The organism is Gilliamella apis (assembly GCF_030758615.1).
GTDB lineage: Bacteria > Pseudomonadota > Gammaproteobacteria > Enterobacterales > Orbaceae > Gilliamella > Gilliamella apis_A.
The window spans coordinates 314,346-336,614 of the sequence record NZ_CP132381.1; the positions used below are offsets into that span (position 1 = coordinate 314,346).

16 protein-coding genes are annotated in these 22,269 nt (G+C 34.7%); 7 read left to right on the forward strand and 9 right to left on the reverse strand.

Features of this window, described 5'->3' with window-relative positions:
• The first annotated feature begins 440 nt into the window (after window positions 1-440).
• From treR to treC, 3 genes are all read left to right on the forward strand, one after another.
• Complete coding sequence (gene treR, locus RAM17_RS01540; RefSeq protein WP_110448810.1) at window positions 441-1,403, forward strand: trehalose operon repressor TreR; 963 nt, start codon at window positions 441-443, stop codon at window positions 1,401-1,403.
• Window positions 1,404-1,585: 182 nt separating this feature from the next.
• Window positions 1,586-3,013, forward strand: a complete 1,428-nt coding sequence (gene treB, locus RAM17_RS01545; RefSeq protein WP_110448809.1) for a PTS trehalose transporter subunit IIBC — start codon at window positions 1,586-1,588, stop codon at window positions 3,011-3,013.
• A gap of 78 nt (window positions 3,014-3,091) precedes the next feature.
• Window positions 3,092-4,768 (forward strand): alpha,alpha-phosphotrehalase, encoded by a 1,677-nt coding sequence (treC, locus tag RAM17_RS01550; protein WP_110448808.1) that lies wholly within the window; start codon window positions 3,092-3,094, stop codon window positions 4,766-4,768.
• Window positions 4,769-4,833: 65 nt separating this feature from the next.
• Here the strand turns inward: treC and RAM17_RS01555 are convergent, their stop codons facing one another.
• The 4 genes from RAM17_RS01555 to RAM17_RS01570 all read right to left on the reverse strand — a co-directional run bounded on the left by RAM17_RS01555 (window position 4,834) and on the right by RAM17_RS01570 (window position 9,647).
• Window positions 4,834-5,895 carry a nucleotidyltransferase domain-containing protein gene (locus RAM17_RS01555; protein ID WP_306240515.1) on the reverse strand — a complete coding sequence of 354 codons (1,062 nt, stop codon included), beginning with the start codon at window positions 5,893-5,895 and terminating at the stop codon, window positions 4,834-4,836.
• A 14-nt stretch (window positions 5,896-5,909) separates the two neighbouring features.
• Window positions 5,910-6,665 carry a nucleotidyltransferase domain-containing protein gene (locus RAM17_RS01560; RefSeq protein ID WP_110448806.1) on the reverse strand — a complete coding sequence of 252 codons (756 nt, stop codon included), beginning with the start codon at window positions 6,663-6,665 and terminating at the stop codon, window positions 5,910-5,912.
• 53 nt (window positions 6,666-6,718) lie between these two features.
• Window positions 6,719-8,299 carry a hypothetical protein gene (locus RAM17_RS01565; RefSeq protein ID WP_110448805.1) on the reverse strand — a complete coding sequence of 527 codons (1,581 nt, stop codon included), beginning with the start codon at window positions 8,297-8,299 and terminating at the stop codon, window positions 6,719-6,721.
• Between the two features lie 127 nt (window positions 8,300-8,426).
• Window positions 8,427-9,647, reverse strand: a complete 1,221-nt coding sequence (locus RAM17_RS01570) for an RtcB family protein (RefSeq protein ID WP_110448804.1) — start codon at window positions 9,645-9,647, stop codon at window positions 8,427-8,429.
• Between the two features lie 263 nt (window positions 9,648-9,910).
• Between RAM17_RS01570 and rtcR the strand changes: the two genes are divergently transcribed.
• Both rtcR and RAM17_RS01580 read left to right on the forward strand, forming a co-directional pair.
• Window positions 9,911-11,530 (forward strand): RNA repair transcriptional activator RtcR, encoded by a 1,620-nt coding sequence (gene rtcR / locus RAM17_RS01575; RefSeq protein ID WP_110448803.1) that lies wholly within the window; start codon window positions 9,911-9,913, stop codon window positions 11,528-11,530.
• A 150-nt stretch (window positions 11,531-11,680) separates the two neighbouring features.
• The gene (locus tag RAM17_RS01580; RefSeq protein ID WP_110448802.1) at window positions 11,681-13,078 is read left to right on the forward strand and encodes an RtcB family protein; all 1,398 of its coding nucleotides are present in this window, start codon (window positions 11,681-11,683) and stop codon (window positions 13,076-13,078) included.
• Between the two features lie 310 nt (window positions 13,079-13,388).
• On the opposite strand, the gene RAM17_RS01585 is transcribed toward RAM17_RS01580, so the two are convergent.
• The 5 genes from RAM17_RS01585 to RAM17_RS01605 form a co-directional block, all read right to left on the reverse strand.
• The gene (locus tag RAM17_RS01585; RefSeq protein ID WP_110448801.1) at window positions 13,389-14,111 is read right to left on the reverse strand and encodes a hypothetical protein; all 723 of its coding nucleotides are present in this window, start codon (window positions 14,109-14,111) and stop codon (window positions 13,389-13,391) included.
• A 419-nt stretch (window positions 14,112-14,530) separates the two neighbouring features.
• Window positions 14,531-15,511 (reverse strand): hypothetical protein, encoded by a 981-nt coding sequence (locus tag RAM17_RS01590; protein ID WP_306240520.1) that lies wholly within the window; start codon window positions 15,509-15,511, stop codon window positions 14,531-14,533.
• Between the two features lie 284 nt (window positions 15,512-15,795).
• On the reverse strand, window positions 15,796-16,194 hold the full coding sequence (locus RAM17_RS01595) for an STY0301 family protein (protein WP_306240522.1): 399 nt from the start codon (window positions 16,192-16,194) through the stop codon (window positions 15,796-15,798).
• Between the two features lie 97 nt (window positions 16,195-16,291).
• On the reverse strand, window positions 16,292-17,155 hold the full coding sequence (gene pdxY, locus RAM17_RS01600) for a pyridoxal kinase PdxY (protein ID WP_086364199.1): 864 nt from the start codon (window positions 17,153-17,155) through the stop codon (window positions 16,292-16,294).
• A 14-nt stretch (window positions 17,156-17,169) separates the two neighbouring features.
• Window positions 17,170-18,450 (reverse strand): MFS transporter, encoded by a 1,281-nt coding sequence (locus tag RAM17_RS01605; RefSeq protein WP_086364198.1) that lies wholly within the window; start codon window positions 18,448-18,450, stop codon window positions 17,170-17,172.
• Between the two features lie 498 nt (window positions 18,451-18,948).
• Between RAM17_RS01605 and RAM17_RS01610 the strand changes: the two genes are divergently transcribed.
• Both RAM17_RS01610 and RAM17_RS01615 read left to right on the forward strand, forming a co-directional pair.
• Window positions 18,949-20,853, forward strand: a complete 1,905-nt coding sequence (locus tag RAM17_RS01610; protein WP_110448797.1) for a beta-glucoside-specific PTS transporter subunit IIABC — start codon at window positions 18,949-18,951, stop codon at window positions 20,851-20,853.
• Entirely contained in the window at window positions 20,843-22,264 is a 1,422-nt protein-coding gene (locus tag RAM17_RS01615) for a glycoside hydrolase family 1 protein (protein WP_110448796.1), read from the forward strand. The genes RAM17_RS01610 and RAM17_RS01615 overlap by 11 nt, the downstream gene beginning before the upstream one ends.
• Window positions 22,265-22,269 lie beyond the last annotated feature (5 nt).

Sequence of the window (22,269 nt, forward strand, 5' to 3'; positions counted from 1 at the left end):
AATTCATCTGGGTTTAGTTCAGTCTTCGATGTGGTCTATTTATAGTAATCGCCAATACCATGCCTGCGTAGGATTTGTTAAATACAATAAAGCTGAGATTCTATGCTATCGTCTTTCCTATAGCTAATGCTGTGGTTGATAAATCCAATATAATCAATGTAATGATTAAAAATTACTTATTGAGTCAATTTAAATTTTTAAATAATGGCAGTCATGAGAATAATTGACTTTGCTATCAAGATTTCGCAGTCGATAACAATAAATCGATTACTAGCAATATATGCTGATGATTATAATAAAAACAAATTAAAACAATACACTAATGTTATTTTTGAATAATAGATTAAGTTGTTTTGCCACCGCATAATAAGCGTCAATATCGCTATTTTCTTTAATCTGTATTACTATGATTTAATTGATATTCATTCAACAAATTGATTATGAGTAAATCATCAACTAATTTAACCATTAAAGATATAGCTAAATTAAGTGGCGTCAGTAAATCAACGGTTTCACGAGTGATTAATCATGATCCTATGGTGAAGGAATCAACTCGCAATAAAGTGATGGCAATTGTTGAACAATATCAATTCACTCCTTCTAAATCAGCAAGAGCAATGCGCGGTTATGGGAATAAGGTTATCGGTATTATTGTCACACGCCTTGATTCAATATCTGAAAATCATGCAGTGCAAAGTATGTTGCCGATTTTTTATGCTAATGGCTATGATCCTATAATTATCGAGAGTCAATTTAGTGCCGCAAAAGTCGCCGAACATCTGATGATGTTAAGAGAAAAACAAGCTGATGGTATTATTGTGTTTGCTTTTACGGGATTGGACAGTTCATTGTTAACGGTTTGGCAACATAAATGTGTGGTGATTGCTAGGCCATTTTCAGCTTATTCTTGTATTTGTTATGATGATATTGGTGCAGTAAACAAAGCACTAACTTACTTATATCAATCAGAAAAACATAAAAAAATAGGTTTTATTGGTGTTGATAAACAAGATCAAACTACCGGTGGTTTACGTTATCAGGCCTATATTGATTTTTGTACTGCCTATAAAATTCAACCCAACGCCGTACTTGGTAATTTAAGTTATTATTCTGGTTATGAGCTTGCCGAATCGGTGTTAGTTCATTCACCAACAGCGATAGTTTGTGCTACTGATTCGATTGCTTTAGGCTTAAATAAATTTTTATCGGAAAAAAATATTAATAATATTATTGTTATTAGTATCGGTAGTAGTGAGTTGTTAAATTTCTTATTTTCTCAAACGATAACGGTTGATCTTGGTTTCGATAAAGCTGGCATCTATGCGGCAAACGAGCTATTACTAATGTTAGAAAAACAGGTAAACGCTAAAATTATTACTGTTCCATCCCAACTACTGAAATAACTCACTGTGTATAGCATTTAGTTGTGATTGTCTGAAAATTGTGAGGTTTATCACAAAAAGGGAACGTTCCCATTTATTTAAATAGTCATTCCATTTATGCTTAATCTTTATCAAATTAGGATCGAAATGATTTAACTAAAAACCAAAATATTGGTTTAAATTGAAAATAAGGAGACTTAACAATGGCGAAAGCACCTAAAGTTTCAACCGCATCAATTATGCAACTAATTGAGCTGGTTGGCGGAAAAGAAAATATTGCCAGTGTCACCCATTGTTTAACTAGATTAAGATTTGCGCTTGCTGATCCGAAAATAGCCAATGTTGATGCTATTGAAGAATTACCTTTTGTCAAAGGCTGTTTTAATAATGCTGGGCAATTTCAAATTATTATTGGTACCAATGTCGATAGTTATTACAAATTATTGATTGAACAACTAAATATTGATGAAGCAACCAAAGAACAAACCAAAGCCGCAGCTAAGCAAAATATGTCGTGGTTTGAACGGTTAATTTCAAACTTAGCTGAAATCTTTGTGCCATTGTTGCCAGCCTTAATTGCTGGTGGTTTATTACTTGGCTTGCGTAATGTGATTGGTGAAATGCCAACTATTGACGATAAACCTCTTACTGATACCTATCATTGGTTAGTACCGATTCATAGTTTCTTATGGTTACCTTGTGAAGCGATTTTCCATTTTCTACCGGTGGCTATTTGCTGGTCAACTGTTAAAAAAATGGGGGGATCGCCGGTTTTAGGTATTGTTTTAGGTATAACGTTAGTTTCACCACAATTGATGAATGCTTATAATTTGGGTAAGGTTATTCCTGAAGTATGGGATTTTGGTTGGTTTACCATTGCCAAAGTGGGTTATCAAGCACAAGTTATACCATCAATTTTTGCTGGATTAGCATTAGGATGGATTGAAACACGCCTTCGTAAAATTATTCCTGATTACTTAAATCTAGTGATTGTGCCAATCGTTGCCTTAATGCTATCAGTCGTCTTAGCTCACTTTGTTTTAGGGCCTATTGGACGCATGCTTGGTGATGGGATTGCTTATGTGGTTAAGTATTTAATGACCGGTGATTATGCCTTTATTGGTTCAGCTATTTTTGGCTTCTTCTATGCTCCTTTGGTTATTACAGGTATTCACCACACCACATTAGCCATCGATATGCAGATGACCGAAAGCATGGGTGGTACACCTATTTGGCCAATTATCGCTTTATCCAATATCGCCCAAGCATCAGCGGTGGTTGGTATCATCTTAATAAGTAAAAAACATAATGAACGAGAAGTCTCCATTCCTGCGGCAATATCTGGATATCTCGGTGTGACAGAGCCAGCGATGTACGGTATTAATTTACGCTATAAATTCCCAATGTACTGCGCCATGATTGGTGCCGCTTGTGCGGGATTAATCTGTGGTTTAAATGGCGTATTATCCAACGGTATCGGCGTGGGGGGATTACCAGGTATTTTATCGATAAAGCCAGTTTACTGGTTGATTTATGCATTGGCGATGTTAGTGGCGATTGTCGTTCCGATCTTATTAACGATAGTGGTTTATAAGATAAAACAGAAAAAAGGCACGCTCAATGTCCAATAAAAAATAGCGCGGGTGATTCACCCAACTTTACAGAAGAGTGAATATTACAATTTACTGATTAAAAATAAAGAGCAAGTGATGAATAAAATTGATATTCCGTGGTGGCAAAACGGCACCATTTACCAAATCTACCCAAAAAGTTTTCAAGCCAGCCAAGATAGTGCCACAGGCGATTTATTAGGCATCATTAGCCGATTAGATTATCTAAAAAAACTCGGCATTAGCGCAATTTGGTTAACGCCGATTTACCCATCACCGCAAATAGATAACGGCTACGATGTTGCCGATTATTACGATATCGATCCGGCTTATGGTTCAATGGCGGATTTTGAATTATTAGTCAAACAGGCGCATGAACGTGGCATCCGCATTATGATGGATATGGTGTTTAACCATACCTCAACCGAGCATCCATGGTTTAAATCAGCCTTAGATAAATCTAGCCCTTATCGCTCATTTTATATCTGGAAAGATGCTAAGGCGGACGGTAGCGAGCCCAATAATTGGCGCTCCAAGTTTGGTGGTAAAGCATGGCAATGGCATGAACAATCTGGGCAATATTACTTACACCTATTTGCCAAAGAGCAAGCTGATCTTAATTGGGAAAATCCACAAGTTCGCAACGAAATTAAGAAAGTATGCCAATTTTGGGCAGATAAAGGCGTTGATGCATTAAGACTGGATGTGATTAATTTAGTCTCCAAACAACAGGATTTTGCTGATGACAACAATGGTGATGGTCGACGTTTCTATACCGATGGCCCCAAAATCCACGAGTTTTTACAAGAGATGAGTCGTGATGCCTTCCAACCTAATGATCTCAAAACTGTTGGTGAAATGTCTTCGACCTCATTAGCTAACTGTTTGCAATATGCCTCGTTAGACGGAAAAGAGCTCACTATGACTTTCAACTTTCATCATTTAAAAGTTGATTATCCAAATGGCTATAAATGGGCATTAGCTAAACCAGATTTGCTTGAGTTAAAGAATATTATTGGTGATTGGCAAACTGGGATGCATGCTAAAGCATGGAATGCCATTTTTTGGTGTAATCATGACCAACCGAGAATTGTGTCACGCTTAGGTAATGAAAACCAATATCACCGTGAATCAGCGAAAATGCTTGCTATGTTACTATATGGATTACAAGGTACGCCATATCTCTATCAAGGTGAAGAGATCGGCATGACCAATCCGCATTTTAATAGTATTAACCAATATCGTGATGTCGAAAGTTTAAATATCTACCAAGAAAAAATAGCTGAAGGGATGAATGAAGCGGAAATTTTAGCAATTTTAGCGAGTAAATCACGTGATAACAGTCGTACGCCTATGCAATGGGATGATAGCTTAAATGCTGGTTTCACAACGGGAAAACCATGGATTGAGGTGGCAAATAATTATCGACAAATTAATGTCAAAGCCGCATTGGCTGATCAGAATTCGATCTTTTACTGCTATCAAACATTAATTAAATTACGCAAAGAGCACCCAATATTTATTTTTGGTGATTATCAAGATTTAACCACCAATGTTGCTGATTATTGGTGTTACTTGCGCCGCTACAATAATCAACAACTATTAGTGATAACCAATCTAACTGAACAACCTGTTAACTGGCAGTTACCAAAAAACTTACAAGGTAGTAATTGGCAAAGATTATTGAGTAATTATCAGCAAGCAACCGCATTCGACTCTGAAATCCAATTAAGACCATACGAAGCATTATATTTATTGGCTGGTGATGATAAATAATAAGCTTTAGTAAAAATGAATGTAAAAAAGCGCCGTTATTAAAATGAGCGCTTTTTTATTAATCATTATGATTGATATAAGTGATTACGCATAGTTAGTAAAACCGCTAATGCTTTTTGGCGATTAGGTTGGTCAGGTAATCGCGATGACAATGATGCGGTTTCAATTTTTGCTAATAACGACTCAGCAAGTTGCATAATCTCATCATAGCTTAATTTACCTTGCTTAATGGCTAACAGTTCATCGCGATTAGATCGTTTATTGGTAATGGTTCCTTTTGTCATGATTTCGTAGGCAACTTGCAATAACCGAATGGTATGCATCATGTTTTTAGCATCAAAATCATTGCCATTTTCAATATTATTTTTATAACGTTGTTGATTACGATTGGCGACCCATTGCCAATACGCTTTATAGTCACGGCAATGCGATGAGAAGCCATCACGATTAAAACTCAAATAAGCCATCACAGGGGTATCGATTTTCACCGAAGATAAACAGAGTTCCGTGGAATCTTCATGCTGAATAATGCCATGATAACCACAACTACCTGACGCATCATAGAAAAGGGCATATAAATCTCTACCATGAGGTATATTAACTAAACCACAACACTGTTGCTGTAAACCATTTTGTGTTAACCAGTTGGTCATTGGATAAGTATGTTGCCCTTGAATAATATAACAAAAATCCAGTACTGTTTTTCGTTTAACTTCTACTGGGTTATTGATTTTTTTATTCAACCCTTTAGCTTTTTTTATTTGCGATATTGCATAGTGAGCAAATGTTTGTTCGGTTTGTTTAGATAAAAAAAGATTGAGGGTCAACTGCTGCATAATCGGATGTTGATATAAAATACATTCCGGGCTGGAAGCTAACACTTCTAAAATATTAGGGTTATTTTTAAGCAGTAATTCAACAAACCGGCCTAATTCATAATAGACAATATCATTTGAGGCATTACTAATTTGTGGAATGTATTCAAGTCCATAAAATTTTTCTTTTGGTAAGTAAAATACCCCTTTGATATCAGTATCGGATGTTTCAGTGGCTAATCCAAAAGCACGGCTACCACTGATAACCTCAAATAAGATTAAATTTTGCCTTTTTAAATCATCAATTGTCATTTGATATTCTTTTCCTATTGCAAACTCATCAATGTTTTTATGAAAAATTGATCTAATTTAGCTGGTTTAAAATGCCGTTCTGTTATTGGTGCAACCTGTTGCAAAATATCATTCATCGATTGTTCAATAAATAGTAATATTTCAGGATCGATAGCGATAAGTTGTGATTCAGCCATGGTTGCTTTTTGCTCAATAATCTTATTGATTTTGTTACGTAAATTTTCGGGCAATAGCGTCAATAATGGTGCTATTGCCATCGGCGCGATTTGCTGTTTTTCTAAACACCATTTAGCACATAATAGTGGTCTTAACACATAAAATAACTTTTTGACACCAATTTGTTGCCCTTCACTACTTTGCCAAGCACTTTTCGCTATACCTAAATAGTGAAAAATATTACCGCGGGCATTAAAAAATTCTGCGCATAATTGCCATAATGGCTCAGCAATTGCAGCATTTTGCTGATAAATAATTGGTGACTGCAACCACTCAAATGGCGTAGTATTGGATTTGCGAATTAACTGTAACGTTTTTTTCAAATCCCACCCATGTAAATCCAACTCATCGTCGATTGGAAAAGTCAGATGAGAAGCAGGATTATCAATTGATAAATATTTATCAATTGGATGAATATAAATAAAACGAACATCATAATCACTATTTGGTGAGGGAAATCCCCATGCTCGGCTACCAGACTCACAGGCAAAAATGATATTGATGTTATATTGTTGTTCTAATTCAATAAGTTTTTCTTGTATACGGTTTTGCATTTTCAATAACATCCTTATTAATTTTTATAATAACCATCAATTGAATAAAATTTTTAATCATTCATTTCAGCTATTAATGCGGTTAAATCTTCTTTAATCTCGTCATCAGGTTCGATGATTACCAATTCTTGTATTGCTGTTTTGATATTGTCTGACCATAATGACCGATCCCAAGTTTTTATAGCATTTAATGCCATAGTTCGATGTCGTATTAGCGGGCTTTTTAAAGCGATTAATAATAAATCTTCACCAACCTCAGGAAAACGATTAAGTTCTTGTAATATCAGTAATAATATATAATGTGCATCATCTTCGCCAAAGCCATCATCCAATGTAGGTCCGGTTGCGAGTTTAGCAAAATCATATTGTTGATTAGCTAATTGAATAACTTGTTGGATTCTTGATATTGAATCACTTTGCATTAAATCATTCCACTGATCACCATTATATTTTTTCTGATATTCAAATCGTGCTGGCCATGCATCAAAACCATATTGAGAATAAAGTTCTGCTGCTAGCGAAAATTGATTCTCACTGTTAGCCGTTAGGTTTTCTTCAATCAATTCTAGCCATTTATCTTGTTGAATAAACTGATTAGCTTTTTCGATTATTTCATCTTTTATTTGTTCTTGCCAGTTAGGCGTATTTTCATCTACCTCTTCAGCAACAAAATTATGTATTAATTTGACCGTTCGTAATATATTCAGATCGACTAAGTTTGGTTGTTTAAGTAGATGAGTTAAATAATTGGCACAAATTTGAGCACCAACATCATAACAATATATATCCTCAGCAGGCCCACCGTTAATTAAAGCTTCTAGAATTTCACCGATTGAGCTAATTAATTCATTATCAATACTCTCTTGCTCTAACACCTTATCTAATTCACCGGCTACTGCGCAGGTATAAGCAAGATATTCATTCATAATGCTATTTTGATAACCAGCTCTTAACAACCAATCTTTGCTTGCTGATGATAATGGATAGTTGGTTAACCGTTCGACGATTTGAATACGTCCCCAACCATCAACTTTTTGGGCTAGTTTCATTAAGGTATTTTCAATATCATTTTCAGATGATAATGTATTTTCTAATGCAATAGCAGAATATAAGCTAAACTCATTATGCATACCGAATAACATAAATAATTCGGTTTGTTCGGTGGTAAAACAGCCCAATATAGCAATACTAAATTTAATGATTTCACGATCAGGACTATTAATGGCTAACCAATAGACAAACTCATATAATTTATCAAAATCAACATCAATGTTCGGTATTGCTTCAGCTAAATCATCAATAAAGCTTAATGTACGTTCAGTGGTGACTAAATTATACAGTTGCTCGATATTTGATTGATTAGGTTGTATTGTTATTTGTTGAAGCAACATTAGCATATTTTCTGCACAATTTTGTTCTGTTGATGCGCCGTGATGATTGATAACACCATCCATTGCTCCATCTGCCCATTTGAATTCGTTATTATCCAAAGATTCATCAGGGAGTGTTTGCGCTATATCTGGTAATTTATCAGCATTTTGATAAGGGAGTAAAAACTGATAAATACTGATTCTATTGTTATCCCATACTATTGGAAATGGTTGCTCAGTTGTTGTGTTTAAATTCGTTGTCATTGTTTATCCTTAAAATATGTTATCGTTATCGTGAATGATTAATTGTTTATATCAAAATGTTATAAGTAATCATTAGTTATCATATTATTACTGTCATGATCATCGAGGAAGTTATCCTCGATATCATTTATCCTTTCACACAGACCACTTGTCGTAGTTGATGAACAATCTCAACTAATTCATTTTGTGCTGTCATTACAGCATCAATATCTTTATATGCCATTGGAATTTCATCAATAACATTGGCATCTTTACGACATTCAACATGTGCAGTTGCTTTAATTTGATCTGCGATGGTAAATTTCTTTTTCGCTTCTGTGCGACTCATAACCCGTCCAGCACCATGAGAACAAGAGCAAAAGCTTTCTTCATTTCCCAGTCCGCGAACAATGTAGCTTTTCGCTCCCATTGATCCTGGAATAATCCCTAATTCCCCTTTACGGGCAGAAACTGCTCCTTTACGTGTAACAAAGATCTCTTCACCAAAATGATGCTCTTTTTGCACATAATTATGGTGACAGTTAATTGCCGACATATGTGTTGTAAATGGTTTAGTAATGATTTTACGCATAGCTAAAATCACATTGGTTATCATTGCTTCACGGTTAAGTCGAGCAAACTCTTGTGCCCAATGAACGGCATCGACATAATCCTGAAAATGTTCAGTACCTTCTTCTAAGTAAGCTAAATCTCTATCTGGTAGATTTTTTATATGGACTTCCATATCTTTTCTGGCCATCTCAATAAAAAAGCGACCAATAGCATTACCGACACCTCGTGATCCACTATGCAACATGATCCAAACTCGGTCGGCTTCATCTAAACAGATTTCGATAAAATGGTTACCTGTACCAAGTGTTCCTAGATGTCGATAGTTATTGGTATTTTCCAAATGAGGATACTTGTCAATTAACTTTTGAAAACCTGGTAATAATTGTTGCCAATGTTGGTCGATCAAAGTCGGTGGATTATGCCAACTACCATTATCTTGTTTATGATTTTTTGGCGAGATACCATGTGGTACCGCTTTTTCTATTTCGGTTCTTAATGGTAATAAATTATCTGGTAAATCTGTTGCCATTAATGATGTTTGTACGGCTATCATCCCGCAACCAATATCCACACCGACGGCAGCAGGAATAATGGCGCCCATTGTTGGGATTACGCTACCAATAGTCGAACCTTTACCAACATGAACATCAGGCATTACAGCAATATGCTTAAAAATAAAAGGAAGTTGTGCTGTTTTGCTTAATTGGTCTTTAGCTCCTTGATCAACTGGTACTCCTTCTGTCCACATCTTAATCGGTTTGGCATTTTCGGTTTGCAATAAATGATATTGAGTCATTTTTAATTCCTTTTCTCTTTTTCATTTCATTTAACAAGTTATCACTTGTTGATAAGTTTAGTTTTATAAAAATATTTTTTATATCTTCATATTAATTATTGCGAAAAGCGTGCCAATTAATAAAAAAAGCTAAAATTATTTTTTAATTACATGTTTTTAAATGAAATAAATTTTTTTCTTCATTATTGATTAAAATTTACATGGTTTTTTTTAATGGTATTTTTTATAATTTTAGATATTAATTTATAAAAATAGATAAGTTTATGAAAAAGAATGTGGTGTTTGGTTTTCTCGGAAATGTCCTTGACCAACGAGGCAAAGGTAAACGACGATGGAAGCATTGGCGACCAACCATTGCTTTATGTCATCATGCCGATAAACCTATTACTCGTTTAGAATTACTTTATTATCAAAATGATTATCATCTACTTTGTGAAATCATTAATGATATTAAACTGTTATCACCACAGACTGAAGTTAGACCAATAGTCATAGACATAGCAGATCCTTGGGATTTTGAGCAAGTTTATACTTGCTTATTTGATATTGCCGAAAAATATACCTTTGAGCCTGATAAAGAAGAATATTATGTTCACATTACTACTGGGACACACGTTGCACAGATTTGCTGGTTTTTATTGACTGAATCACGTTACTTTCCGGCCAAATTGCTCCAAATGTCACCGCCACAACCAAAAGATATTAGCGCTAGCAATAATGAGTTAAATGACGATGACATATTGGCAATGACTCCTCGTGGCACAATGAATCAGATTGATTTGAATCTACATCGATATGATAAGATCCTGACTCGTTTCCAACACTATGCATCTCAGGCCACCGATCTTTTAAAATCGGGTATTGCAACCCGTAATCAGCGATTTAATCAGCTAATAGCCGAAATAGAACAAGTTGCTAGTCGATCACATGCGCCGATTTTATTGTCTGGGCCAACTGGTGCGGGTAAATCATTTTTAGCTAAACAGATTTATTTACTCAAACACAATAATCATCAAATTCAAGGGCAATTTGTTGAGATCAACTGTGCAACATTACGCGGTGATGGCGCAATGTCAACCTTGTTTGGTCACGTTAAAGGTGCTTTTACTGGTGCCAATATTGCCCGCACCGGATTACTTAAAAGTGCCGATGGCGGCTTATTGTTTTTAGATGAAATTGGTGAATTAGGTCTTGATGAACAAGCAATGCTATTGAAAGCGATAGAGGAAAAACAATTTTATCCGTATGGCAGTGACAAACCGATTCAAAGCAATTTTCAATTAATTGCTGGTACCAATAAAGATCTCAAACAGGCTATAGCACAAGGTGAGTTTCGTGAAGATCTTTTTGCAAGAATTAATCTTTGGAGTTATCAATTACCAGGATTGGCGGAAAGAAAGGAAGATATTGAACCCAATATAGATTTTGAGCTAGCCCGTTATGCCAAAGAATATGGCATTCTGCCACGATTCAATCAACAATCCCGTAATGCCTATCTGAAATTTGCCACTTCTCCTCAAGTAAAATGGCAAGGCAATTTTCGTGAACTCAATAGTTCGATTACCCGTATGGCGACATTAGCACCACAAGCCAATATTACATTACAACAAGTTGAGCAAGAAATCGGTCGTTTACAGCAAAATTGGCAGCAAACAACCAAAAGCTTTAACGATTTAATTCCAACTGAAATTGATGAATTTGATCGTTGCCAGTTAGAAAAAGTATTAGAAATATGCCAAAACAGTGCCTCCTTGTCTGAAGCAGGCCGAGCACTATTTGCTGTTTCAAGAAGCAAAAAACAGCGCAGTAACGATGCTGATCGCCTAAAAAAATACTTAGCTAAATTTGGCCTGAGTTGGGAAATAATACACAGTAATAATTGATGATCTAATAAAAAAATGATTTATCAGTTTACTTTTTAATAAACTTTAGTCTAGAATACGGCCGCTTTCCTGAATAGTGCTGCTGCAGGAAACAGTAATTATCTTCTCAAATTGAGAGGACGGTATTTTATTGTTTTCTAGGTGGCTATTATGTCTACATTTACCCGTTTACAAAAACGCTTATCCCGATGTGGGATTGAAACTCATTTTAATAATGATATTTACACATTTAATAAACAAGATATTACGGCACAAGTATTATTACCTAATCCGTTACCGTTAGAAGAAAAAGCGGTTGAGCAATTACTCGATTTTGCATCGGTAACAATGCCCAATAGTGATGGCAAAGTTTGCGCTGCAAGGGCTACGCCAGACTTTCATCCTGGTACGATTGCACCAGTTGGAAGTATAGTTGCCACGACTCCTGATTTAATTATTCCTGCGGCGATAGGCACGGATATTAATTGTGGTATGCGCCTGTTTACTACAGGCTTAAGTCTTAATGAGGTGGATGAACAAAAATCAAAACTCATTGAGCAATTAAAACAGGTGTTATTGCATGATGAGCGCGATGTACCGGTTACCCCTACATCTTTTCAAGCGCTGTTTGATGAAGGTCTTACTGCTTGGTTAGGAACTTTACCGCAACAAGGTTTATGGAATAGTGTCAATTTTGATCGGCTCTCGCATGAGATTAGTAAAATTTCTGGCAATGATCTTCTTTCAGCCGATAGCCAGTATGCTCCCGAAGCCTTTTTTGAAAAACGAGCAATTATTCGTCCGGCAAGTTTAGGTACAGTCGGTTCAGGTAACCATTTTGTTGAATTACAAATTGTTGATGAAATTATTGATCGCCATGTCGCTTATCAATTAGGTTTAAAGAAAGATGCTATTGTGGTTATGATCCATACTGGATCACGTGATGTCGGTTTTTATATTGGCAAGCGTTGGCAAGATAAAGCCAAAGCATTATGGCCGGTCGATCAAAAATACCCTAAATCAGGTTTATTTGCTTTGACAGACAATCATGCTCAAGAGTATTTGCAAGCGATGGGTGTTGCTGCGCGTTATGCTTGGATAAACCGCATTGTGATCACAGAGCTGGTACGTAAAACCTTTAATACTCTCTTTAAGCAGGATGCGAGTCAATTATTGGTTGATATCTCACACAATGTCATTTTTCCTGAGAATGGCATGAATATTCATCGCAAAGGTGCAACACCCGCACATTTAGGTGAAATAGCATTGATACCAGGCTCTATGGGTGATTATTCTTATGTTGCAATAGGAAAAGGTCATCCTGATTGGTTATGGTCTTGCTCACATGGCGCAGGACGAGCTGAAAAAAGGCAAACGATGCGCAGTAAAAAATTGGCCTCTGATAACGCCTTATTGCCATGGCAATGCGTTACTTTAAAACAAGAGCGATTATTTGAGGAAGCGCCTGCTGCATATAAACCGATTACGCCAGTCATTCAAGCACAAGAGAATGCCGGTTTAATCCAAACCGCAGTCAAACTTAAACCGTGGATAACCTTTAAAGTATGATGTAAAAAAGATGTCAGTTTCTCCAAAAACTGGCATCTATATAGCGAGTTAATAAAGATAATGATTGATGTCATTATCTTTATTATATTAGTTTTATCATTTCTGATTTGATTTGTTATTTTAATCAATCATCAATACCCCCGCAGCTAAGCTATCACCACGAGGATCGGTTGCACCCATTAATCTATGATTATCGGCAGCAATTAAAATAGCTCAACATAACCTTATTGTGTTTTATCGCATCTATTTTCTTATTAAGAAAAATTAAGACGGTATAGACTCCTCAATATTTTTTACAAATATAATAATATTATTTTGCTTTAATATGTGGACTATTGGCATTAATATCTAACCAAGTTTGACGATAACGCTGGCGTCGCTTTGTTCGGCAATAGTTAACTAAAAGTGTAAATCCTTGTTCTTCCATCAATGTAAAAAAATAGCGCTGCCATTTAGCTGCGGTATTGGCATTAATGCCTAATTGTTGCTGAATGGTTTTATATGTTTCACCTTGCAGCGATAAATCAATAAACGGCAACCATCGTTCATGGTGAGATAACTTATTAAGTTGATATTTTTTCAGTGGGTTAAAGGTTCTCCGACAGGTTTTACAACGAAAATTAAGCCGATGGCCAATGCGAATAGTATTCAAAGAGTGGCAATAATCGCAAGGCATGACAGACGTCTTAAGTAGCCTAGTAAGCCACGATTTAAAAGCCTTAGCTTGCTGAAAAACTTCTGTTGGTTTTGCTTGAGCAAGGTTAAGAATCGCTTGATAAAGTTCTGGTTCATATTGTGCTAACAATTGACGGATAACATTATCCCACCGCCGTGCTGCTCGCGCTGAAAGGTTAAACTTATCTGCAATAAAGCTATGTGGTTGATTGCTTAACGTCATTGGCGCAATATTTATGAACAATGAAGCTGGTTTAAAACGTCGACATAAAGGCGTTGTCGCCACCAAATCCGGCAACGCCAGCAAAAAACGCTCAGCGGCAAGATGTTGCTCAATTGGTAATAGAGAATGATACATGATCGTTGACCTTTTGATGGCATAGACTCCTTAATTATTTAAAAAAATATAGCAAATGAAATGTCTAGAAAGGTTTATAGGATAAGTGTAAATGAAAAATTTGTTGTTATTTTTTATGAAATATGATATAATTAAACCTGTATAGCTGTGGTTATTTTATTAGGAAAAACCACAGCTATACAGGTCAAAATTTTAACTAAGTTTAATTTCGAAAGATTTCTTGCTTTTTTAATTTTATTCTTCATTTTTTACGATTCCTCTAATGGTGATTTTACTGAATTTATTAAATCAGTATTTAATGCTTTTATTATACCATATTTAATGGAAAAATTAAATAAAAACAATAAATAAGATATTTTTTCTATGTGCTCTTCAAATGTATTTTTAAATTGCAATCATTATAATTGCAATTTAAATAATTATTTTTTATGAATATCAATTTCAGTATAATTAGATCCATTACAGAGATATGTGGTTAATTGCATATTACTTTCACCTTCTTTAAAATAGAATACACGAAATTCATTTTCATCAACTTTCAAGTATCGAGCACTATCACTGGGAACTTTTTGTATAATTTTGTTATCGCATTTAAAATAATTCATTGTGTCAGCAACGTATGTTTTTTCAATAATAGTATTAATAATATTATTTACATTATAAGTGATTAATTGAATTGGTAATATAATACTTATGAAAATAAAAATATAAGTTAAAAATGGTAATTTATATAAAATTTTTCTATTTTTTGCTAAATCAGCCCAAAATATAATAATTAGCAGTAAAAACATACTTACTATTGTAATAAAGTAATACCAATATATCCCACGTGTTATAGTCGGAATTTGTTCTGGGGGAACTGATATTATTTGCGAGACTAAAGAACGCCCAGAATTATTACTAAAGAAATCTAAAAAATTATATATAATAACTAAAAAACTGCTTTTAATCGCTACAGCCAAACTAGTAATTTTTTTATGATTTACATAAGATGCTATTATTAAGATAGCTGTAATGCATTGAAATATAAAAAAAACAAAAATAGTTAACCAGTTGAATTTTAATAATAATGCAATAAAAGCTAAAGTACCAAATAGTGTTCCCCAACCAGATAGAAAAAAAATAAAATGCAAAATTTTTTTTGATTTTTTTTGGGGTAGTAAAAATGTAAATTTAAGCCATCTAATAGTTAATTGCTTTTGTTGATAACTTGCAAAACCAACATCATAAATTATCAGCATCATAATTACTAATGTAATAGAAATTATAAATGTACAAATATCTAGTTGCATTTTATTAAAAATAAGAAAAATTATACCCACAATATAAAATAGAAATAACACGATAAACAAAACAGGATATTTCTTAATATTTTTCTTAAGGTTGTGAAAAAAATTCATTGTTTTCCTTTTATTTTTTCATTGTTTAAAACTACTAATATCTTATTTTCTTGTTACAAATCTTGATATATTTCTTATTAGTTCAATTAATGACATCTAAGCATAGATTAAAATATGCTAAATTTGATAAGGTGATAAGACAATTATCAAATTGATTAAGTATAACAAACGCTATATTGAAGATACGTAAATTCAAAGGTTTAATATTAAACAGTGAAACTTATTCCACTTCTTGCAATTTGCTGGTACTACAGATAAGTTTGGCTGTTGTGTGTTGATTTTCATCATTTGCATAAATCGCCCAGCAACTTTTCATCGATGGATTCGATTTTTTTTGCCAATTGGACTTCCTCACCATTATAGCTACATTTAACGTAGTTTCCATTTTCATCATAGGCTGAATTGATTTGCCATGTGAGGTCATGTTTTTTGCCATCAATAATGCCAATTTCAGGTTTTAATTCAAATAATTTAACTGGTTCATCGGAATAAACACCAAGACTAGTGAGTAGTAGGCTACGATTTTTGTTGATTGAAACTTGCCAACCCTCAGGAGTTGCTTCAAGTTCGGGATGATTGGATTTAATATTGATTCGGGTTGGGCAATCAATTTCGTAAGCAGTAGCAACCCCAATAGTTGCCAACCACGCTGTTGCAATCAAACTAATTCGGTAACCTTTCATCTCATCCATCCTGTTTACATGACATATTAATCTATTATTAGTGTTGTTAATTAATTATGCCAATAATCTAAATCAAATTATTTTTAAAATGCTGTTTTTATAATAATGGTGTTGCTCGATACTGTAAATCAGGTTTTTTCAGCCAGTCCTGTGAATCAATAATCGCTAGTTCTCTAACCTCTTTTTGTTTGGTAACAGCTAATACATGATTCGCTGCATTGGCCGCTAGTTCAAACGCATTTAATTGTGATTTGCCATTGATTAAATGAGCAGTGAACAAGCTACAGATTAAATCGCCAACGCCCAATGGACGATAAGGAAAATCATATAATGGACGGGCAAGGTGATAACTTTGCGATGGTGTGGCTAATATCATTTCAAACAATTCTGTGGTTTTGCCGGCATGGACTAAATTCTTAACTAAAATTGCTTGGATAGGTTGATGTTGCAGTTTTTTGATTGCCGTTTGTACATCGCTAAAGGTTTTAATTTCGATATTCGATAATATCTGTAATTCTAATAGATTCGGCGTAATATAGTCTGCATGTTTAATCGCTTGGTTAGTGAAAAAATCAATAATATTTTGCGGCAGCGAACTCCCTTTATTAATATCTCCGCCCATAACCGGATCGCACACATAAATGGCGTTAGGGTTATAATATTTTATCTTTTTTACTGCTTCGATAATTTCTTCACCTTGTTCGGCAAGGCCGATGTAACCTGATATAACGGCATCAATTGATTTTAAAACGCCAATTTTTTCGAGACTATTTACGATCCGTGTAATTTGCTGAGCCCCCAGCACAATACCATCATAATCGGGATAAACCGTATTACTCGATAGTTGTACTGTGTGGATCGGCATGACTTCAACGCCTTGTAATTGCATGGCTAATGTGGCAACTTTGTTGCCTGCATAGCCATAAACAACATTAGATTGAATTGATAAAACGGTTTTCATAAGTCGTTGCCTTTTTATTCATCATAATAGTGATAATGGCTTAAAAGATAGATGCTGATAATAGATAGCATTGCTAATCCACAATAAAATAGCGCTAATGGTAACCAATAAGTTTGGTAGGTAAAGATAATATAACCCCCGATCAATGGAATAAGGCTACCAAAAATAGCTGCGCAACCTTGATAGCTCATGGATAAGCCTGTATAGCGAATTCTAGCAGGGAAAATTCGGCTTAAATAACCCGCTATTACCCCATAGAAACCACTGTAACAAAGTACATTTAATGAAATACCAATAATAAAGCTAGTTTTTGTTCCTGCTTGAATAATGGGAAATAACAAAAATACGGATGCCATCGCTAATATTGCTGAAATAATTAAAAAGCGTGTTGCTGAAAACTTTTCTGAAAAATAAGAGATAAATGGTTGCGCAATAAAGTGTACCATTGCAATCCAAAATAGTGCATCAACGATGATGTTCTTCTCAACACCTAGAGCCATTGTTGTATAACCAATCATTAGTGTATTAGAAAAAATACCACTAAATGACAGTACATTGGCGCATATGGCTAATACCAGTATTGGCGTTGCCCGTTTAAACACCTCAATAATTGGCACCGACTCTTTTTGTTTCAAGCTCGCTTGCTTTTTAGCTGATTCGATAAATACGGGTGACTCGGTTAAGGTAATTCTGGCAATAATTCCAACAATTAATAAAACAAAACTGACTAAAAATGGGATCCGCCAATAACCGCTATCTATAAGTTTATCCGTAGGCAAGCTAATGATATAAGAAAAAACTAATAATGCGAGAATATTACCTGCCGGACTCCCCCACTGAGCAAACGATGAGAAAAAGTTTTTTAAGCCTTTGGGAGCATGTTCATTAGCCATTAATACTGCGCCACCCCATTCACCACCGACAGCAATACCTTGTAAAATACGTAATCCAACTAACAGTATCGGTGCGATGATGCCTGCTTGTTGATAAGAGGGTAACAAACCAACACACGTTGTCGCAATGCCCATTAATAGCAAAGTAATAATTAGTGATTTTTTCCGTCCTAATCGATCGCCAATATGGCCAAAAATTATTGCGCCTAATGGTCGAGATAAAAAACCAACTGCAAATGAGGCAAACGCCCCTAAAACTTGCACAAATTGATTATCAGAAGGAAAGAAAAGTTGACCAAAAATTAAGACTGATGCTAACGCATAGATATAAAAATCATACCATTCAATGGTAGTACCAATAAAAGCAGCAAAAGCAACTTTTTTAGCAGATGAATTGGACATAGTTAGACCTTGCTAAGTCAATGACTAATGTAAATTTGTAAAGACAGAGAAACTAACACAAAACCATTAATATCACAATTTGTTATCTGATAAGATAAGAAAAATTATGTAAAAAGATGGTTGTTCTAATTTGAATCATAATATTGTCATTTAAAGATAATTAGTGATTATTCATAGTGGATTATTTGGGTTATTTTATTAAATAAAGATCTCAATTGATTGCACAAAGCTGAAATTGAAGGCGCCTTAAAAATTAGCAAAAATATTAAAGTTTGCGGTTAATTAACGCATAGCAATGTAATTATCTAAGTTATATAAAATAAGATATAGATCACATTTCTTAAATTTTAATTTGAAATAAATATTAGTTATATATACTATCGGATCCATTAAGGCATGTTACTGATTTAATTCAGGCAGGACCAAAACAAAAACTTATCTAGAAGGTGAGTTTTTGTTTTGGTCTTTTTTTTTGGATCTTTTAGAGTGAGTGTATATATGGATTATCAACAGTTAGGAATACAAATTTTGCGGTTAGTTGGGGGAAAAGATAATGTTAATTCCTTGACTCATTGTGCAACTCGTTTACGGTTTGATCTTTTTGATAAAAATATCGTTGATTGTGATGCAATCATGAAATTAACTGGTGTTATTAGTATTGTAGATAGTGGGGGGCAGTTCCAAGTAGTGATCGGTAACGAAGTCCAACAAGTGTATCAAGCTATTAGTCAGAATTTATCTAACCAAGAACATGGCAAGGTAAGAAGCAAAAAGAAAGAAGGGATACTTTCATATATTATTGGCATTATATCCACTTCATTTACGCCTGTAATTCCTGCATTAACTGGTGCGGGGATGATTAAAGCGTTATTAGCTATATGTAAATTAATGGGGGTGTTATCGCCAGATAGCCATACCTATTATTTGTTGGACATGTTGGCTGATGCGGCATTTTTCTTTATGCCTATTTTGTTAGCATATGGTGCTGCAAGTAAATTTTCGTGTAATCCTATTTTAGCTATGACTATTGCAGGTGCAATGTTACATCCCAATTTAGGAAAATTAATGGTGTTGGGTCAAGATGTTTCTTTTATTGGTATACCGGTTAAATTAGCCGATTATTCAGGTTCTGTATTACCTATTATTATTACCGTATGGGCAATGTCTTATATTGAGCGCTTTGCTGAAAAAGTGACTCCATCAATGATAAAATTTTTTATCAAACCAATGCTTATTTTATTGATAGCAGGGCCATTAGCATTAGTCATTATTGGTCCATTTGGCATCTTACTAAATGATTTAGTTGCACAAGGGGCGGGTTATATAAATAGTAAAGCTAGTTGGTTAATTCCAATGTTAATGGGCGGGTTACAGCCATTTTTAATTATCACTGGTACAGCTTGGGCAATGACTCCAATTGCAACAGGACAGTTAAGTCGTAATGGTTCTGAAATGATTAATGGCCCTGGTATGCTAGCCTCAAATATAGCACAAGGTGCAGCTACATTATGTGTAGCAATCAAAACTAAAAATAAAAATCTAAAACAACTTGGGTATTCTGCTGGTTTCACCGCATTATTAGGTATTACCGAACCATCATTGTATGGCGTAACCTTAAAGCTAAAACGCCCATTAATTGCTTCAATGATAGGTGGTGGAGTTGCTGGCGTTTATGCAGGGGTATCTGGATTATTACGTTATGCTTTTGTATCGCCAGGATTAGCTGGTTTACCGGCATTTATAGGTGATAATCCGATGAATATTGTTCATGCTCTGGTGACATGTTGTATTGCGATAGTTGTAACATTTGTATTGACATGGTTTATGGGATTTGATGATCCAATTGATGAGGATGATTTGATTAAAACTATTGATACAGATTCAACATTATCATCAACAAATAACTCTGTTGCTGCTGATTTGAGTAATGTTATCTTAAGTAGTCCTTTAACAGGAAAAGTAATACCTCTATCAGAAGTAAAAGATGATGTTTTTTCAAAAAATTTGATAGGTGATGGTATAGCCATTGAGCCTAATCAAGGTAAAGTTGTTGCACCAATTAGCGGTAAGGTTGTCAGTTTACTTGAATCAAAACATGCGATCGGTATAAAAAGTGATCAGGGTATTGAAATTTTGATCCATATAGGACTGGATACCGTTAAATTAGGTGGCCAATTTTTTACAGCTAAAGTTGAACAAGGTCAGCGGGTTAATGTTGGTGATGAGTTAATTGAATTTGATTTAGCGGCTATCAATCAAGCTGGTTATATGACAACTACCCCAATAATTATTTTATATTCAGATGAGTATTTTGTTGAAAATATTAAGAAAAATATGGTCACAATCGGTGAGGATCTGATATTAGTTAAAAAATCAAATCAAGGTGATAATCATGCTCTATAAAACATTAAAACCGTTTCCTCAAAATTTTTTATGGGGAGGATCAACATCGGCTTATCAGTTTGAAGGGGCATGGGATGAAGATGGAAAATCTCCATCAATTGTCGATATGTATTGCCATCCTGAAGATGTAGCCGATTTTAAAGTAGCAAGTGATCACTATCATCATTATAAAGAAGATGTACGACTTTTTGCCGAATTAGGCTTAAAAGCCTATCGTTTTTCTATTGCTTGGACGCGTATTATTCCAGATGGTATTGGTGACGTTAATCAACAAGGATTAGATTTTTATCATAACTTAATTGATGAACTTAAACGTTATGATATTGAACCAATAGTAACTCTATATCATTTTGATTTACCCTATAAATTGGACAAACAAGGTGGATGGAGTGAACGATCAACCATTGATGCTTTTGTCCGATATACTGAAGTTCTATTCCAAAATTTTGGTAAAAAAGTTAAATATTGGTTAACAATTAATGAACAAAACACCATGATTCTTCATCCTGGTGCAATTGGTGTTCCTGAAAATGGTAAATTACCAGATAAGAAAACACTTTATCAACAAAATCACCATATGTTTATCGCTCAGGCTAAAGCTATGCAGCTATGCCACACTCTTTGTCCCAATGCTAAAATTGGGCCAGCATTAAATATTACTTCAATGTATGCTGAAACTTGCCGACCTGAAGATGCTATTGCTGCTCATAATTGGGAAACTATTCGATGTTGGAGTTTCCTCGATACCGCTATTTTGGGGCGCTATAATGCGTTATTTTTAAGTTATTTACAGGATAGAGGGCTTTGCCCAACAATTTTGGCAGAGGATCTCGTTGTATTAAAAAATGCTCAACCTGATTTTATTGCCATGAATTATTATTCAACAGCAACAATTGCCGCCAGTAAAGGAAATGCTTCCGATATATCAGCCAGAGCTGGCGATCAACAAATCATGCTGGGTGAACAGGGCGTTTATCGAGCGGCGGAAAATCCTTTTGTCGATAAAACGGCTTATGGATGGGTAATTGATCCTATTGGTTTAAGATTAACTTTAAGAAAAGTTTATGAACGTTACAATTTACCAATTCTAATCACTGAAAATGGCATTGGTGCTCCAGATAAACTTAATGCAGATAATACTGTTAACGATGATTATCGCATCAACTTTATTAGCCAACATATAACCCAAATGCAATTGGCTATCACCGATGGTGTTGAACTTATTGGTTACTGCCCATGGTCTGTTATTGATGTGGTAAGTACTCATCAAGGTTATGGTAAGCGTTATGGTTTTATCTATGTTAATCGAGGCGAATTTGATTTAAAAGACATGAAACGTATCAAGAAAAAGAGTTATTTTTGGTATCAGAAATTAATTAAGGCTAATGGGCAGTTGGATAAATTGACGTAACCGTT